Source organism: Klebsiella huaxiensis (genome assembly GCF_003261575.2).
Lineage (GTDB): Bacteria > Pseudomonadota > Gammaproteobacteria > Enterobacterales > Enterobacteriaceae > Klebsiella > Klebsiella huaxiensis.
In genome coordinates this window covers 6,017,520-6,034,587 of sequence record NZ_CP036175.1, presented here as the reverse complement: position 1 = coordinate 6,034,587, position 17,068 = coordinate 6,017,520, and the positions used below count along the sequence as shown (strand labels likewise).

Annotated in this window: 14 protein-coding genes; 6 read left to right on the top strand and 8 right to left on the bottom strand. The window is 54.7% G+C overall.

What is annotated here, in order from left to right; all coding sequences use genetic code 11:
- Window positions 1-6 precede the first annotated feature (6 nt).
- Together cytR and priA are read right to left on the bottom strand one after the other, a co-directional pair.
- Window positions 7-1,035: a DNA-binding transcriptional regulator CytR gene (cytR, locus tag DA718_RS28840; RefSeq protein WP_110276153.1), complete on the bottom strand. Its 1,029-nt coding sequence runs from the start codon at window positions 1,033-1,035 to the stop codon at window positions 7-9.
- Between the two features lie 150 nt (window positions 1,036-1,185).
- On the bottom strand, window positions 1,186-3,381 hold the full coding sequence (gene priA / locus DA718_RS28835) for a primosomal protein N' (protein ID WP_112216343.1): 2,196 nt from the start codon (window positions 3,379-3,381) through the stop codon (window positions 1,186-1,188).
- A gap of 241 nt (window positions 3,382-3,622) precedes the next feature.
- Between priA and rpmE the strand changes: the two genes are divergently transcribed.
- On the top strand, window positions 3,623-3,838 hold the full coding sequence (gene rpmE, locus DA718_RS28830; protein WP_045853658.1) for a 50S ribosomal protein L31: 216 nt from the start codon (window positions 3,623-3,625) through the stop codon (window positions 3,836-3,838).
- Between the two features lie 159 nt (window positions 3,839-3,997).
- Here rpmE and DA718_RS28825 read toward each other — a convergent pair whose 3' ends face one another.
- Window positions 3,998-4,606 carry a YiiX family permuted papain-like enzyme gene (locus DA718_RS28825; RefSeq protein ID WP_112216344.1) on the bottom strand — a complete coding sequence of 203 codons (609 nt, stop codon included), beginning with the start codon at window positions 4,604-4,606 and terminating at the stop codon, window positions 3,998-4,000.
- Window positions 4,607-4,669: 63 nt separating this feature from the next.
- Window positions 4,670-4,987 carry a met regulon transcriptional regulator MetJ gene (gene metJ, locus DA718_RS28820; RefSeq protein ID WP_004869405.1) on the bottom strand — a complete coding sequence of 106 codons (318 nt, stop codon included), beginning with the start codon at window positions 4,985-4,987 and terminating at the stop codon, window positions 4,670-4,672.
- A 266-nt stretch (window positions 4,988-5,253) separates the two neighbouring features.
- Here metJ and metB point away from each other — a divergent pair, with 266 nt between their 5' ends.
- Together metB and DA718_RS28810 are read left to right on the top strand one after the other, a co-directional pair.
- On the top strand, window positions 5,254-6,414 hold the full coding sequence (gene metB / locus DA718_RS28815; RefSeq protein ID WP_112216345.1) for a cystathionine gamma-synthase: 1,161 nt from the start codon (window positions 5,254-5,256) through the stop codon (window positions 6,412-6,414).
- A gap of 2 nt (window positions 6,415-6,416) precedes the next feature.
- A complete protein-coding gene (locus DA718_RS28810; protein WP_112216346.1) occupies window positions 6,417-8,849 on the top strand; it encodes a bifunctional aspartate kinase/homoserine dehydrogenase II in 2,433 nt (810 codons plus the stop codon).
- Here DA718_RS28810 and DA718_RS28805 read toward each other — a convergent pair.
- A complete protein-coding gene (locus DA718_RS28805; protein WP_112216347.1) occupies window positions 8,824-9,960 on the bottom strand; it encodes a cytoplasmic protein in 1,137 nt (378 codons plus the stop codon). The genes DA718_RS28810 and DA718_RS28805 overlap by 26 nt on opposite strands.
- Window positions 9,961-10,098: 138 nt before the next feature.
- On the opposite strand from DA718_RS28805, the gene DA718_RS28800 reads away from it, so the two are divergent.
- On the top strand, window positions 10,099-11,655 hold the full coding sequence (locus DA718_RS28800; RefSeq protein ID WP_112216348.1) for a bifunctional metallophosphatase/5'-nucleotidase: 1,557 nt from the start codon (window positions 10,099-10,101) through the stop codon (window positions 11,653-11,655).
- Between the two features lie 37 nt (window positions 11,656-11,692).
- Here DA718_RS28800 and DA718_RS28795 read toward each other — a convergent pair whose 3' ends face one another.
- Complete coding sequence (locus tag DA718_RS28795; protein ID WP_112216349.1) at window positions 11,693-12,064, bottom strand: carboxymuconolactone decarboxylase family protein; 372 nt, start codon at window positions 12,062-12,064, stop codon at window positions 11,693-11,695.
- A gap of 91 nt (window positions 12,065-12,155) precedes the next feature.
- Here DA718_RS28795 and DA718_RS28790 point away from each other — a divergent pair, with 91 nt between their 5' ends.
- Complete coding sequence (locus DA718_RS28790; RefSeq protein WP_112216350.1) at window positions 12,156-13,064, top strand: LysR family transcriptional regulator; 909 nt, start codon at window positions 12,156-12,158, stop codon at window positions 13,062-13,064.
- On the opposite strand, the gene malI is transcribed toward DA718_RS28790, so the two are convergent.
- Both malI and DA718_RS28780 read right to left on the bottom strand, forming a co-directional pair.
- Window positions 13,056-14,066 carry a Mal regulon transcriptional regulator MalI gene (malI, locus tag DA718_RS28785; RefSeq protein ID WP_112216351.1) on the bottom strand — a complete coding sequence of 337 codons (1,011 nt, stop codon included), beginning with the start codon at window positions 14,064-14,066 and terminating at the stop codon, window positions 13,056-13,058. The two genes, DA718_RS28790 and malI, sit on opposite strands and share 9 nt — an antisense overlap.
- A 91-nt stretch (window positions 14,067-14,157) precedes the next feature.
- Window positions 14,158-15,657 (bottom strand): PTS transporter subunit EIIC, encoded by a 1,500-nt coding sequence (locus DA718_RS28780; RefSeq protein WP_112216352.1) that lies wholly within the window; start codon window positions 15,655-15,657, stop codon window positions 14,158-14,160.
- Between the two features lie 396 nt (window positions 15,658-16,053).
- Here DA718_RS28780 and metF point away from each other — a divergent pair, with 396 nt between their 5' ends.
- Window positions 16,054-16,941, top strand: a complete 888-nt coding sequence (gene metF, locus DA718_RS28775; protein ID WP_112216353.1) for a methylenetetrahydrofolate reductase — start codon at window positions 16,054-16,056, stop codon at window positions 16,939-16,941.
- Window positions 16,942-17,068 lie beyond the last annotated feature (127 nt).

Genomic DNA, 17,068 nt, shown 5'->3' with positions numbered 1-17,068 from the left:
TGATGGTTATGTTCGGATTTTGCGCGTACTGCCGCGAACGATGAGCTCGCAGTCGAGTAATCGAGAGCCGCTGCTGACGTTGTGCCCGTGCAACTGATCCAGCAAAAGCAGCATCGCTTCGCGGCCAATATCAAAACGCGGTTGCGCGACGGTCGTCAATGGCGGATCGCAAAATTCAGACAAAGAGATGTTATCAAAGCCAATAATAGACAGATCTTCAGGAACTTTCAGCCCGCGACGTTTCGCCAGCGAGAGTGCGCCCAGCGCCATAATGTCGCTATGACAGAAAACAGCTGTTGGCGGTACAGGTAATGACAGAAGCTGTTCCAGCGCATTGGCTCCGGCTTCGTAGGTGAAATTACCGCGAGCGATATAGTGTGGATCGACGGTCATTCCACTGCGGCGCAGCGCCTGGACGTAGCCTTGTAGACGGTAATGACAGAGCGGCATCTCTTCCGGACCAGCGATACAGCCAATACGGCGGTGCCCCAGTTCTTGCAGATAGTTAACGGCGTTGAACGCGGCGGTGAGGTTATCGATATGCACCGTCGGCAGTTCCAGCTCAGGCGCGAACTCATTAGCCATCACCATCGGCGGCAGATTACGCTGTTCTTCTACGCCCGCATCGAAGGGCAGGCGCGAACCCAGCAGCAGCATACCGTCGATCTGCTTGGTAATAATCAGATCGATAAAGGTTTTTTCCTGACGGTTCTGATGAGCGCAATCGCCAATCAGCACCAGATACTCTTGTTCCGCAGCGGTGACTTCGATGCCGCGAATAATCTCGCTAAAGAAGGGATCGCAAATATCCGGCACAATCACCAGGATAGTGCGCGACTCATTGCGCTTCATGTTGCGCCCGAGCGATTGTGGTAAATAGCCGACTTCAAGCGCCGCCTGTTCTACCCGGTTACGGGTGCTCTGCGAAACCTTATCGGGGTTCATTAACGCTCGGGATACAGTTGCCGTAGAGACGTTTGCCTTCTCGGCAACGTCTTTCATCGTGGCGGCAACCACCTGTTTTTTGGGCTTCACCTGTTTTCTCCTCGCTGACTGGCGCAGACACATCCCTTGCGTTCTGACATCAGCAACATTTTTAACAGATAGTACATCCAGAGAGTTACAGAATTTTCATGAAAAACGTGACGGCGGTTGAATTTTTCGATCAGTCTCGCAAGAGAAGCTTTAACCTTCAATAGGATCGACATCCAGGACCCACTTCACTTTGCGCGCTTCCGGTAAGGTATTAATCAACGCCAACGTCCCGCTGACGATGTGCTGCAGACGAATGCGTGATGGATGCTGGAGCAGAATCTGCCAGCGCCAGCGGCCTCCGCGCTTCGGTGCCAGCGCCGGGACCGGGCCGAGCACCCAGAGCTTATCGTCAGCCAGCGGGCTGGCCTGTAGCAGGTTACGCAGCTGCTGTAAAAATAGCGGTGCTTGCTGATTATTATGATCTTCCGCGCGAATCAGAACGTGGCTGGTCCACGGCGGCAGTTGCATACTCTGCCGCTCCGCCAGCGCCTGCTCGGCAAACGCGTCGTATCCTTTATAGAGTAGTGTTTGCAGCAGCGGGTGCTCCGGGTGATGAGTTTGAAGGATCACTTCACCCTGCTTACCAGCGCGGCCTGCGCGTCCCGAAACCTGCGTATAGAGCTGAGCAAAACGCTCCGCAGAGCGGAAATCAGCGGAAAACAGCGCCCCGTCAACGTCCAATAGAGAGACCAGGGTGACATCCGGAAAATGATGGCCCTTCGCCAGCATTTGGGTACCGATAAGAATGCGTGCGCCGCCGCGATTAACGTCGGCAAGGTATTGTTCGAGCGCGCCTTTACGGCTGGTGGTATCCCTGTCGATACGGGAAATCGGCACATCGGGAAACATCGGTGCCAGCGCTTGCTCAAGCTGCTCGGTTCCAAGCCCCACCGGTACCAGGTGCGTTGAGCCGCAGGAGGGGCACTGGCGTGGAATCGGCCTTTGGCTGTCGCAGTGGTGACAGCGCAGATGGTGCTGGGCCTGATGCAGGGTGTAGTAGCTGTCGCAGCGTGGGCATTCCGCAATCCAGCCGCAGTCGTGGCACAGCAGCGCAGGCGCGAAGCCGCGGCGATTTAAAAATAGAATCACCTGGTTATCGGCCTGCAGATGCTGACGCATGCGGCCGATCAGTGCCGGTGAAAGCCCGGCCTGGAGCTGCTGCCCTTTTAAATCCAGAACATGTTGTTGGGCCGGGCGCGCATTGCCCGCGCGTTTGGTTAGCTTCAACTGGTGATACTTGCCCTGACGAACGTTATAAAGCGTTTCCAGCGCCGGGGTCGCCGAACCGAGAATAATCGGGATCTGCTCGCTATGTGCGCGCCAGACCGCCAGATCGCGGGCGTGGTAGCGCCAGCCTTCCTGCTGTTTGTAAGAGCTGTCATGCTCTTCGTCGATAACGATAACCCCAAGATTTTTGAAGGGGGTAAACAGCGATGAGCGGGTACCGATAACAATTGCCGCTTCGCCGTTTTTGGCTTTTAGCCATGCGGAAAGGCGCTCACTGTCGTTCAGCCCGGAATGCAACACTTCTATCGGAGCGTTAAAACGGTGGCGGAAGCGGGCGATAGTCTGCGGTGTCAGGCCGATTTCCGGCACCATTACCAGCGCCTGGCGGCCTTGTGCCAGCACGTTTTCGAGGACGCTCAGGTAAACTTCCGTTTTCCCGGAGCCGGTGATCCCGGCCAGCAGCCAGGCGGAAAAGCTGTCTGAGGCGCTGTGAATCGCGCCAACGGCGGTCGCTTGTTCAGTATTGAGGCGCAGGCGTTCGCCGGGTACCGAGAAGCTTGTTCGCCAGTCGGTGATACCAGGCGCTTCGCTGGCCAGCTCCGTAAGACCTTTACCCCTCAGCGCCTGTAGCGCGGCGTCGTTAAATTCCAGCTCGGCAACCTGATGACGCCAGATTTTCCCCTGACGCAGAGCCGCCAGCGCCTGCTGTTGTTTTGGCGAGCGTTTAAGGTTATTGATATCAATTGCTTGCCCTTGTTCGGTGGCAAACCAGTACCACATCGGCGTCGCGCTGGCAGGTTTCCCCTGGCGCAACATGATCGGTAGCGCGTGGAATAACACATCGCCAATCGGATGATGATAGTAATCCACTGCCCACAGCAGTAATCGCCAGACGGAAGAGGAGAAGACGGGCTCGGCGTCGAGGGCTTCAGCAACCGGTTTGAGCTCATTGAGCGGTAATTCGCTGTGCTCGCTGATCGCCGTTACGATGCCGATGCGCTCCTGCTTGCCGAACGGAACGCGCACGCGACAGCCTGCTTTGACCGGCATACCAGCAGGCAGCAAATAGTCAAAGGTGCGGGGCAGCGGAACGGGCAGGGCAACGTGAGCGACGGGCATTTAATCTTCCTGACTTGAAATCTGGCGGGTTAGTATACACATTGTGATAAGGGCTCGCGGATCAGTTTGCATATGCTGGTCAAATTCTGTATGATTCGCCGCCTTTGATGTGCTTTGTATAGCATCAAAATCTATTACCCGGGAATTTTGCTTTGCGAAATCGTGCCGGGAAATTATTAACATCGCGTGGTGTCTGGCGTTAGGGCTGGAAGAGCGACGCGGCCTTAACTGAGGTTCTCCCATGAAAAAAGATATTCATCCGAAATACGAAGAAGTTACTGCAAACTGCTCTTGCGGTAACGTCATGAAAATCCGTTCTACCGTAGGTCACGACCTGAACCTCGACGTGTGCGGTAAATGCCACCCGTTCTACACCGGCAAACAGCGTGATGTTGCCACCGGTGGCCGCGTTGACCGCTTCAACAAGCGCTTCAGCGTACCGGGTACCAGCAAGTAATTTGCTGAAGAAGAAGCCGCCTCAGGGCGGCTTTTTTGTCTCTGTTTTACAGAGGATAGCAGTACCCATTCAGGCAGGTTGTCTTCTCTTTTACCGCTTTCACTACATTTCCCCCTGTCAGTAAGTATATCCATGTAATAACCAGGATTTCCTGATTCATTACCAGGAGAACAGCGGCCAGTTTTTTTCTACGGTTTCCAGCAGCGGGGCGTCAAATAGCGCCTGCGGCGAGATCACGGTTTCGTTCAGCGGGATATTCTGACCATAACGCTCTTTAAGTTTGGCGCGAACGACCGGGGAGTTGAGATCGAACTCACTCAGCTTTTGCAGTTTACCCATTTGTAGCGCCAGGGCGCGGTGATACACCTTCCACACGACCTCGGAGCAGTACTGGCGCTCGTCGCTCCATGAGAAGAAGAGATCGTAAGGTTGACCGAGGTAGCGCTTTGCCGTTTGCGCCAGCTGTTTTTGCTGCGCAGCGGTAAGCCCACCGCGCACGCGCCGGACGACGTATTTACCGTCCTCGCCCTGCGCGACCCACTTTTGCAGCGGCGTGTAAACCACCGGCCCAACGGCTTCAAAGACGTAGGATTTTTTATTGCGAATCACGACCATGCCGGTGTGGCTGTAATCGGAATGAGTCGCCAGCTGGATAGCTTTGCTTTGCGATGAGCGAGATATCTGAAAAACGATATCGCCAGTCTGCGGTTCCCAGGCATGTGCGGAGAAGGTCAACGCCAGGCTAAGGGCCAGAACACAATACTTCATGGCATAACGTCCTTGTTATACATATAAAAAGAGCGGCTGGTTTCCCTGGCCGCTCTCAGTGATTTAGTATTCCCACGTATCCGGGTCGATACCCATTTCACGCATAATCTGTTTCGCCGCTTCCGGGATTTCATCGCTGCGCTCTTTACGCAGGTCTTCATCGTTAGGCAACGGTTGGCCGGTAAAGGCATGCAGGAACGCTTCACACAGCAGTTCGCTGTTGGTGGCGTGACGCAGGTTGTTCACCTGACGACGCGTGCGTTCATCGGTGAGGATTTTTAACACCTTCAGAGGAATGGAAACCGTAATTTTCTTTACTTGTTCACTCTTCTTACCGTGCTCAGCGTATGGGCTGATATATTCGCCGCTCCATTCAGCCATGAGTTACCTTTAATCCTCTATTCATTAGTTAAGGGCCAGGAACGCGAGTTCAGGCCATAATTGCGCGTAGTTTACCGCAGAGGGGCGCGTCTGACACCAGACAAGCCGCTACGGATGTGCGCTAATGCATATAATTTTAACGGCTATTTCCTGTTTGCTCAATCTATACGCAAAGAAGTTTAGATGTCCAGATGTATTGACGTCTATTATAACTATGTTTACTCTGAAGCCTGACTTTTCACCGATTCAGCCAGGAACTCCCCAACATGACGCGTAAACAGGCCACCATCGCAGTGCGTAGCGGTTTAAATGACGACGAGCAGTACGGTTGCGTTGTCCCGCCGATTCACCTCTCCAGCACCTATAACTTCACCGGATTTAACGAACCTCGCGCTCACGACTATTCTCGTCGCGGTAACCCGACCCGTGATGTGGTGCAGCGTGCGCTGGCAGAGCTAGAGGGCGGTGCGGGGGCGGTTCTCACCAATACCGGGATGTCGGCGATTCTGCTGGTCACCACGGTATTCCTGAAACCAGGCGATGTGCTGGTGGCGCCGCACGACTGCTACGGCGGCAGCTATCGGCTGTTTGATAGCCTGGCGAAGCGCGGCTGCTATCGCGTGCTGTTTGTTGATCAGAATGACGAGCAGGCGCTGAGCGCCGCGCTGGCTGAAAAACCGAAGCTGGTTCTGGTCGAAAGTCCAAGTAATCCATTGCTGAGAGTTGTGGATATTGCGAAAATCTGCGGTCTGGCCCGTGAGGCTGGCGCGGTGAGCGTGGTGGATAACACCTTCCTGAGCCCGGCTTTGCAGAATCCGCTGGCGCTGGGCGCCGATCTGGTGTTGCATTCATGCACCAAATATTTAAACGGCCATTCTGATGTGGTGGCCGGGGTGGTTATCGCCAAAGATCCGGCGACTGTCACCGAACTGGCATGGTGGGCGAATAATATCGGCGTCACCGGTGGGGCATTTGATAGCTATCTGCTGCTGCGCGGTTTACGTACGCTCTCTCCGCGTATGGAAGTGGCTCAGCGTAACGCGCTGGCGATTGTCGACTATCTGAAAACCCAGCCGCTGGTGAAAAAACTGTACCATCCGTCTCTGCCGGAAAACCAGGGGCATGAGATTGCGGCGCGTCAGCAAAAAGGTTTTGGCGCGATGTTAAGTTTCGAGCTGGATGGCGATGAGCAAACGCTGCGTCGTTTCCTGAGCGGATTGTCGCTGTTTACGCTGGCGGAATCGCTGGGGGGCGTTGAAAGTCTGATTTCCCACGCCGCGACGATGACCCACGCGGGCATGGCGCCTGAGGCGCGTGCGGCGGCAGGGATCTCAGAAACGCTTCTGCGTATTTCGACCGGTATTGAAGATGGTGAAGATTTAATTGCCGACCTGGAAAATGGCTTCCGGGCAGCAAACGAGGAATAAACATGAGTGTGATTGCGCAGGCAGGGGCGAAGGGTCGTCAGCTGCACAAGTTTGGTGGGAGTAGTTTAGCGGATGCGAAATGTTACCTGCGCGTCGCGGGGATCATGACGGAGTATTCGCAGGCGGGCGATATGATGGTCGTGTCCGCCGCCGGCAGTACCACCAACCAGTTGATTAGCTGGCTGAAACTCAGCCAAACCGATCGTCTCTCTGCGCATCAAGTGCAACAGTCGCTTCGTCGTTACCAGACGGAGCTGATTTCCGGGCTGCTGTCGGCAGACGCTGCCGATACGCTGATCGCCACGTTTATTCACGATCTTGAGCGCCTGGCCGGGCTGCTTGATAGCGGCGTGACGGACGCGATATATGCCGAAGTCGTCGGCCACGGCGAAGTCTGGTCAGCCCGCCTGATGGCGGCGGTGCTCAATCATCTGGGCGTAGAAGCTGCCTGGCTGGACGCACGTAGCTTCTTACGCGCCGAGCGCTCCGCGCAGCCGCAGGTGGATGAAGGTTTATCCTACCCGCTTTTACAGCAGTTGATGGCGCAGCATCCAAATAAACGTCTGGTGGTGACCGGGTTTATCTCGCGCAACAATGCCGGAGAAACCGTACTGCTGGGACGTAATGGTTCTGACTACTCCGCGACCCAAATTGGCGCGCTGGCCGGGGCGTCTCGCGTTACTATCTGGAGCGATGTGGCCGGGGTTTACAGCGCGGACCCGCGTAAAGTAAAAGATGCCTGCCTGCTGCCGCTGCTGCGTCTTGACGAAGCCAGCGAACTGGCTCGTCTGGCGGCTCCGGTGCTGCATGCCCGTACATTGCAGCCGGTATCCGGCAGCGATATCGATTTACAATTACGCTGTAGCTATACGCCGGATCAGGGTTCGACGCGTATCGAGCGCGTGCTGGCTTCCGGCACCGGGGCGCGGATTGTCACCAGTCATGATGATGTCTGCCTGATTGAGTTCCAGGTGCCAGGCGGTCAGGATTTCAAACTGGCGCATAAAGAGCTGGATGCCATTTTAAAACGCGCCCAGCTGCGTCCGCTGGCGGTTGGTGTACATGCCGATCGTAAGCTGCTGCAATTCTGCTACACCTCTGAGGTGGCCGACAGCGCGCTTAAACTGCTGGATGAAGCAGGGCTGCCGGGTGAGCTGCGCCTGCGTCAGAAGCTGGCGCTGGTAGCGATGGTTGGCGCTGGTGTGACCCGTAATCCGCTGCACTGCCACCGTTTCTGGCAGCAGCTAAAAGGCCAGCCGGTGGAGTTTACCTGGCAATCGGAAGAGGGCATCAGCCTGGTCGCGGTCCTGCGCGCCGGGCCGACCGAAAGCCTGATCCAGGGGCTGCATCAGTCGCTGTTTCGTGCGGAAAAGCGCATTGGTCTGGTGCTGTTTGGCAAAGGTAATATCGGTTCCCGCTGGCTGGAGCTGTTTGCTCGCGAGCAGACTACGCTCTCCGCCCGTACCGGTTTTGAGTTCATCCTTGCCGGCGTGGTAGATAGCCGCCGTAGCCTGCTCAATTACGAAGGCCTTGACGCCAGTCGCGCGCTCGCTTTCTTTAATGATGAAGCCGTTGAACAGGATGAAGAGTCACTGTTCCTGTGGATGCGTGCGCATCCGTACGATGATTTAGTGGTGCTGGACGTGACCGCCAGCGAGCAACTGGCCGATCAGTACCTTGATTTCGCTAGCCATGGTTTCCACGTTATCAGCGCGAATAAGCTGGCGGGGGCCAGTAGCAGCAGTAAATATCGGCAGATTCATGACGCGTTTGAGAAAACGGGCCGTCATTGGTTATACAACGCCACCGTCGGTGCCGGGCTGCCGGTCAACCACACGGTGCGCGATCTGATTGATAGCGGCGATAATATCCTGGCGCTGAGCGGCATTTTCTCCGGCACGCTTTCGTGGTTGTTCCTGCAGTTTGACGGCACCGTGCCGTTCACCGACCTTGTCGATCAGGCCTGGCAACAGGGGCTGACCGAGCCGGATCCGCGCGTCGATCTCTCCGGGAAAGACGTCATGCGTAAGCTGGTGATCCTGGCGCGTGAAGCGGGTTATGACATCGAACCGGATCAGGTGCGCGTTGAGTCGTTGGTGCCTGCCCACTGTGAAGAGGGTTCCGTCGATCATTTCTTCGAGAATGGCGAAGAGCTGAACGAGCAGATGCTACAGCGTCTGGAAGCGGCGCGTGAAATGGGCCTGGTGCTGCGCTATGTGGCGCGGTTTGACGCCAACGGTAAAGCCCGCGTTGGCGTTGAGGCGGTGCGCGAAGAGCATCCGCTGGCTGCCCTGCTGCCGTGCGATAACGTCTTTGCCATCGAGAGCCGCTGGTATCGCGATAACCCGCTGGTGATCCGCGGACCGGGCGCGGGTCGTGATGTGACCGCCGGGGCGATTCAGTCCGATATCAACCGCCTGGCGCAGCTGCTGTAAGCGCCGCGCTATACTCTCGCGCTAACGAGGCCAGTATTTGCGTCACGCGTCCTGCGGAAAACAGGGCGCTCTGTGTGAACTCTGGCCTCTTTTCCAGCCATGTTGTGAAACATCGGCTGGCCGCGAGATCCGGGGTGAAGGCGCTCTTACCCGAAGTACCGGCAAGCAGGCAGGTCATTTTCTGGTTCTCTTCCTGCGTCCAGAGCTGCCACGGATTTTGCCACCAGCCATGATACGTTTTTCCCTGTAGCCGCCACGGGGCTGAGCTGGCAGGATTATTTATTTCTTCTTCCACATACCACAACTCTCCCTGCCGCTGGCGGAACACCTTAGCCCAGGCAACGATTGCCGCACCGCGTAAAAAACATTCATGGGCAATCACATGCGTTTTCACCTCAGGAAACCGATGGCTGAGCAGCTTGAAGTGGCCGTGCGCGGCGATAACCGGACGCAGAATACTGCCGCGGGAATTTCGCTTTGGTGCGGCGCTGCCGTACTGTATTTCATCGAACTGACTGCGTTGCAAAAAGCCCGCTTCGGTCTGCGAAACTCGCTGAACGATATCGCCAGCCGCGCCCTGCGTCTCTGGCGTTCCCCGCCAGCGATAACGTAATGATGCGCCAGCCGAAAGAGGGGTAAAGTTGGTCGACAGATGGAGCACATTGCCGCGAACGGCGTCGAAACTCAGCAAAACATAGAGCTTTTGCCCTTCATGAGTCCCCTGAAATGGCACGATCAGCGGCACGCTGCAAATATGCTGCGGAAGTGCAATCGCGGCGGGGTGCGGGAGTTTCGGCGTCCAGACTTTTTCGCAGCGGCGGCACTGAAGGCGCTGGGTTCCCTTCGGATTGTAGCCGTAGCGAATAATGTCCCGCTGGTAACAGGCCGGGCAAAAATAGCCCTCGCGTTGGGCGTAATCGGTCAGATAAGCGGCCAGCCAGGGCCGGAACTCTTCATCATTAAATAGGGGCGGATAGCTGCCGCAGGCTGAACAGTGCAGCGCGGGATAGCCCAGCCGATAGTCCGGGGAATGATAGTCGGCCGCAGACGGTAAGCCTAAATTGCGACAGCCGTAGGTTTTGCAGGCGTTAAGGGTAAAAAGGTTATCCATTTACAGGCCAATACCAACGATTTTTGCAGGTCGTTAATTTTGCCTTGCTCAAGTTGCATACAAATGTGAATGCTCTCACATAAAAAAGTCTTTCAGAACGTAACTTAGCGGTTCTTTACCTCTCTGAAAGGAACTCCGATGAAATTAAAAACAATGAGCGCCGTTATCCTGCTGACCTTGCCTTTCTGGGCATGCGCCAAAGATGTCACCATCATTTACACCAACGATCTTCATGCCCATGTCGAACCCTATAAAGTGCCGTGGATTGCCGACGGTAAGCGGGATATCGGCGGCTGGGCGAATATCACGACGATGGTGAAACAGGAAAAAGCGAAAAATAATGCGACCTGGTTTTTTGATGCCGGTGATTATTTTACCGGCCCCTATATCAGCAGTCTGACCAAGGGCAAAGCGATCATCGATATTATGAACACCATGCCCTACGACGCGGTAACCATCGGTAATCATGAGTTTGATCACGGCTGGGACAATACGTTGCTCCAGCTTAGCCAGGCGAAATTCCCGATTGTGCAGGGCAATATTTTCTACCAGAACAGCGATAAAGCGTTCTGGGATAAGCCGTATACTATTATCGAAAAAGATGGCGTGAAAATCGGCGTGATTGGCCTGCACGGCGTGTTTGCTTTTGACGATACGGTTTCCGCCGCGACGCGGGTCGGTATTGAAGCGCGCGATGAGGTGAAATGGCTACAGCATTATATTGATGAGCTTAAGGGCAAAGTGGATCTGACCGTCGCCCTGATTCATGAAGGCGTTCCGGCGCGTCAGTCGAGCCAGGGAGGAACCGATGTGCGTCGCGCGTTGGATAAAGATATTCAGACCGCAGGCCAGGTCAAAGGGCTGGACGTTTTGATTACCGGCCACGCCCATGTTGGCACGCCGGAGCCGATTAAAGTGGGTAATACGCTGATTCTTTCCACCGATAGCGGCGGCATCGACGTAGGGAAACTGGTGCTGGATTATCAGGAGAAGCCGCATCAGTTTGCGGTGAAGAGCTTCGAGCTGAAAACTATTTATGCCGATGAGTGGCAGGCCGACCCGCAAACGAAGCAGGTCATTGATGGCTGGAATAAGAAACTGGATCAGGTGGTGCAGCAGGTTATTACTCAATCGCCTGTTGAACTGACCCGCGCTTATGGCGTCTCTTCGCCGCTGGGCAATCTTGCCGCAGATGCATTGATGCTGGCGGCAGGTAAGGAGACGCAGGTGGCGTTAACCAATTCGGGCGGTATCCGTAATGAAATCCCTGCCGGGGCGGTGAGCATGGGAGCTGTTATCAGTACTTTCCCGTTCCCGAACGAGCTGGTCACCATGGATCTGAGCGGCAAGCAGTTGCGCAGCCTGATGGAACACGGTGCAGGGCTGAGCAACGGCGTGCTGCAGGTCTCCAAAGGCCTGGAGATGCAGTATGACAGCAGCAAACCGCTGGGCCAGCGTGTCGTGTCATTTATGCTGAACGGCAAACCCGTTGAAGATGCGGCGGTTTATCATATTGCCACCAATAGCTTCCTTGCCGATGGCGGTGATGGGTTTGCCGCGTTTACCCAAGGGCAGGCGCGTAACACTTCTGGCGGCTACTACGTTTCAAATGCGGTAGTAGACTACTTTAAGGCCGGGAATAAGATAACGGATGAACAGCTTAACGGCATGCGCGTCATCGATGTGAAGAAATAAGAACCTCAGGCCGGGCGGTTAGCCTGGCCTGAAATAATCAGTGCGCCGCGAAGACCTCTTTGGCGGCAAACAGGCCGTTCAGGGCCGCCGGGAACCCGGCATAGACCGCCATCTGCATGATGACTTCCGTAATTTCTTCTTGCGTCAGGCCGACATTGAGTCCCGTGGCGATATGCACTTTTAGCTGCGGGGCGGCGTTGCCGAGGGCCGTTAGCGCCGCGATGGTGGCGATTTCCCGACTACGTAAATCAAGCCCCGGTCTGGCGTAAATATCGCCGAAGGGGAACTCAATCAGATAGCGGGCAAAATCGGGAGCGATATCTTTCAGGCTATTGATGACGGCATCGCCGCCTTTGCCATCCACGCGCTGCAGCATTTCCTGTCCGGTAGTAAAACGAACGCTGGTCATAACTTTTTCCTCATGGTGATTATGCGTTGTGAGGAAGGTTAGGGGAGTTTGCCGGGCTTGAGTAATACCCTTTTCGTGATACCTTTTCAGTATGACAAATCCATCTTTACATACTCTGGACATTCGCCTGCTGCGCTACTTTGCCGTTGTCGCACAGGAGAACAACATCAGTCGGGCGGCGCAGCGGCTATTTATTTCGCAGCCGCCGCTAAGCCGTCATATCCGCCATCTGGAAACGCAGCTGGGGGTGACGTTGTTTTTGCGTCACACCAAAGGCCTGATTCTTACCGACGAGGGGAGACGGGTGCTGGACATCATTCGGCCGCTGCTGGAGGTTCAGGACCGCACGCTGGCCGCGCTGAGCCAGCTTTCTGAATATTCGCAACATCCTCTGCGTCTGGGGCTGACGACGGCTTTTGAGCAGGGTATTTTTGCCGCAGTAGAGTCTGCACTGAGTGATTATTCGAGCACTTTGCATGTCACCCGGCAATCATCACCAGCATTGGCCCAACTGGTGCGCAAAGGCAAACTCGATGCGGCGCTGGTGGCGCTGCCGCTGAATACCGAAGGGCTGAGTCTGCACCCTTTGCCGTATCACGAGCCGCTAATTGCAGCATTACCCGCATCCTGGCCAGAGGCCAGTGCGGCAAATCTTACGCTAAGCGCGCTCAACCATCGGCCGCTTTTTTGGTTTAAGCGCGAACGCAATCCAGATTTTTTTGACTATACGCGACGTATTTTTGACCGTGCAGGATATGCGCCCGCATACGTGGAGGAACCTGCCGAGCATGACGTCCTGCTGGCACGGATTGCGCGTGGAGAAGGGATGATCCTGCTGCCGGCATCATTTTCCGCCATTCAGCGTCAGGGGGTGGTTTTTTGCCCGCTGGATGAAGGGGGACGAATGCCGTTAAGCATCGGTGTTATATACGCGCCGCACAATGATAAATCCGTTCAAGAATGGCTTCCTTTGCTGGAGAACCACTTAGTGTCAGGCTGACTCTCTGGTCACCAGCTGCCCGGAAAGGGTAATACTCTGCGTTTGCAGCGCAGGCTCTTTGATCTTGCGCGTTATCAGCGTTGCCGCCTGGCGTCCGGTCTCTTCGCTAGCGGAAGAGACATAGGTAAATGACGGGGAGGTCAGATTGACGTGCATCATGTCTTCAAAGCCGACTAGCGCGACCTGCTGGGTAAGGAAGACGTCTTTACCAACGGTTCTCCCTACCTGATTAATCCCGCTGAGGCAGCCGATCATGGCGTCCGGAGAGTGGCAGAGTAACGCGGTGATAGCGTTGTTTTTCTCCAGTAGCTGGCGGGTAGCAACGCTGACGGCCTGAGTATCGTTACTGCATGCGGGAATGAATTCATCGCGCATCGTCATGCCGTATTTCTCCAGCACGGAGCGAAAACCAAGCAAGCGCTGCTGACGAATAAGATCGTTTTCCTGACCGCCGATATAGGCAATATAGCGGTGGCCGCGCTCGATTAAATAGCGCGTGGCAAGGCTTGCCGCCTGACGATTATCGCGAACTACCTGGTTGCAGTTTTCCGCCAGCGGCGTCTGTGAAACGATAACCAGCGGAAGTGGATATTGAAGCAGCGGGCCGGGCAATGTAGCGGAGCCGGAGGCCAGATAAATCACGCCCGCAACGCCCTGCTGTTTGAAAGAGAGTAAGCAGCGTTCAAGATATTCGCCATCGTCGCGTGGCTGGCCGAGGAAAACCATATAGCCTTGTGTTTCCAGTTCCTGCACGATGCTGGCCATGACTTTGATGGAGAAGCTGTCGCTAAAGTCGCGCAATATCAGGCCGATAAGATTGGAGGTATTTGAACGCAGGTTCGCAGCGGCAACGTTATGGACGTAGCCCAGTTCGTTGATAACAGCATTGACTTTTTCAATGGTGGCTTCGGAAATCTTCCCTTTTTGACGAAGTACCAGAGATACCGTAGAAACGGAAACTCCCGCCATTTTAGCGACATCAATGATGCTGACTTTCTTCAAAATCTCTCCCTGAAAACGCTTTTATGACAGTCAGATAGAAGAAGATCGCCTGCCAGGGACGGGCGATCTTCCACACCATAACACCTTCTGATTATTTGCCAATCATCCCCGACATGGTTTGTGCGATAAATTGCGCTCTGGCACCAAAAATAACCTGGATGCCATTATCGCCGACAAATACCACCCCGCGTGCACCAATTCCATTCAGGCCATCTTTATCGACAGCATCTCGCTGGGCAACTTCCAGGCGAAGTCGGGTGATACAGGAACCGACAGAATCAATATTTTTCGCGCCGCCGAGCAGGTTGATGATCTCCGTTGCCAGCTCGGCATCGGTTTTGTCATCAGCGGTCACGGTCACTTCAGTTCTGCCCGGTGTTTTAACATCAAAACGACGGATGACGAAACGGAAGGTGAAATAATAAATCAACGCCATCGGCACGCCAACAAACACTGCGCTCAGGAAGTTGGTCTGGTAGCCATTCAACGATGGCAGGATGCCAAAGGAGATGTAGTCGATAAGCCCTGCGGAAAACGACTTGGCGATATGCGCGTGCAGCAGGTACATGGCCATATAGGACAGGCCCGCCATGATGGCGTTGAACACATACAAAATCGGTGCGACGAAAATAAAGGTGAATTCAACCGGTTCGGTAATACCTGTCAGGAAGCAGGTCAGGGCGGCGGAAAAGAGAATACCGGCCGCAATTTTCTTATTTTTGGTATGCGCTTCGTGGTACATCGCCAGGCAGGCTGCTGGCAGCGCGAACAGCATCAGCGGGAATTCGCCCTGCATGAATTTACCCGCGTTTTGATAGCTATCGGAACTGAACGATTTCACGCCTTCTTCCAGCATTTTGAACCAGATGGTCTGGTCGCCGTGAATCATTTGGCCGCTCTGGGTCGTGAAGTCGCCGAAAGAGTACCAGAAGGAGGGATACCAGATATGGTGCAGGCCGAGCGGGATGAGCGCACGTTCAACAAGACCAAAGATAAAGGTTGACGCCGCCTGGTTATCGCCGTTGATAACCACCGATAATGCATCGATGCCCGACTGGATATGCTCCCAAATATACGGCAGCAGCAGGCCGAGGATAAATGACAGGAAGGCGGTGGCGATTGCCACAAAACGTTTGCCGGAAAAGAAACCCAGGAACTCAGGCAGTTGCAACGAGTGGAAGCGGTTGTAGCACCAGGCGGCAAGGATGCCGCAAATTAACCCGCCAAAGACCCCCATTTGCAGCGTTGGGATGCCGACCACCATGGCATATTTTCCGCCCTGGGACGCCATCTCCGGCGTAATGCTCAGCACGGTACCGATGGTGATATTGGTGACGAAAACGGAAACGGCGGCGGAAAGCGCGGCGATACCGGATTCCGATGCCAGACCAACCGCAGAACCGATAGCGAACAGCATCGGGAGGTTATCAAAGATGACCCCGCCTGCGTTCATCATCAGCGGTAAATGGAATTTATCGCCGAAAGCCAGCAGTAAGCCCGCTGCGGGCAGAAGTGAAATTGGCAGCATTAATGCCCGGCCAATCATCGACAATTTTGATAATGACTTTATGAACCCAGATATCAGACCCATGCTGATTCCCCCGATGAAGACGCAATGTTGCGTTATTTTTATTAAGTAGAACGTTGTAGTAGAACGTTCTACTTATCGTGGGACAAGGCAGATTACATCGCAACCTCATTTTCATCATCGGATCGGGGGAAATTGTGATTATTTGAAGTGCTTCAAAATTGTGCGGATAAAAAAATCCTAATTTGCTGAGAGTTTGCTGCTGCCGGTTGACAGGGGTAGGTAAAGCGGCTCGAAAACAGATGAGCTTTTTTCAACTTGCCTGAATATTCCTCACTCTTTACGCAGATTTTTCTATTGACGCCTGCGCTCTTTTCCGTCATTTTTACATCTGGACGTCTAAACGTATAGAAGTTCGCGAACACAACAAACAATAAAATGCGATTGATGAGGTAAGGTATGAGCTTTTTTCACGCCAATCAGCGGGAAGCCCTGAATCAGAGCCTGGCGGAAGTGCAGGGTCAGATTAATGTGTCCTTTGAATTCTTTCCGCCGCGCACCAGTGAAATGGAGCAAACCCTGTGGAAATCCATCGATCGCCTGAGCAGCCTGAAGCCGAAGTTTGTCTCCGTTACCTACGGTGCCAATTCCGGTGAACGTGACCGTACCCATAGTATTATCAAAGGCATTAAGGATCGTACCGGTCTGGAAGCCGCGCCGCACCTGACCTGTATTGATGCCAGCCGCGATGAGCTGCGCGCCATTGCCCAGGATTACTGGGATAGTGGAATCCGCCATATCGTTGCTCTGCGTGGCGACCTGCCGCCGGGCAGCGGTAAGCCGGATATGTACGCAGCCGATCTGGTCACTTTACTCAAAGAGGTGGGTGACTTTGATATTTCCGTTGCGGCCTATCCGGAAGTCCACCCGGAAGCCAAAAGCGCCCAGGCTGACCTGCTCAACCTGAAACGTAAAGTGGAAGCGGGTGCAAACCGCGCAATCACCCAGTTCTTCTTTGATGTCGAAAGCTATCTGCGTTTTCGCGACCGCTGCGTCTCTGCGGGAATTGACGTGGAAATTATCCCGGGTATTCTGCCGGTCTCGAACTTTAAACAGGCGAAAAAGTTTGCCGATATGACCAACGTGCGGATCCCGACGTGGATGTCGAAAATGTTCGAAGGTCTGGACAATGACGCCGAAACCCGTCAGCTGGTGGGCGCGAACATCGCCATGGACATGGTGAAGATTTTAAGCCGCGAAGGGGTCAAGGATTTCCACTTCTATACGCTGAACCGCGCGGAAATGAGCTACGCGATTTGCCACACCCTGGGCGTGCGCCCGGCGTAAGTAAGATTTAGATTTATCCCCGCTTTCTCTGCTCTGCGGCGACGAAAACACCCTTCGTCGCCGCTTTTGGTTTATCGCCCCGTCAGCAAAGCGAGTATAGTGCCCGCAAAATCTTCATAACGGATAG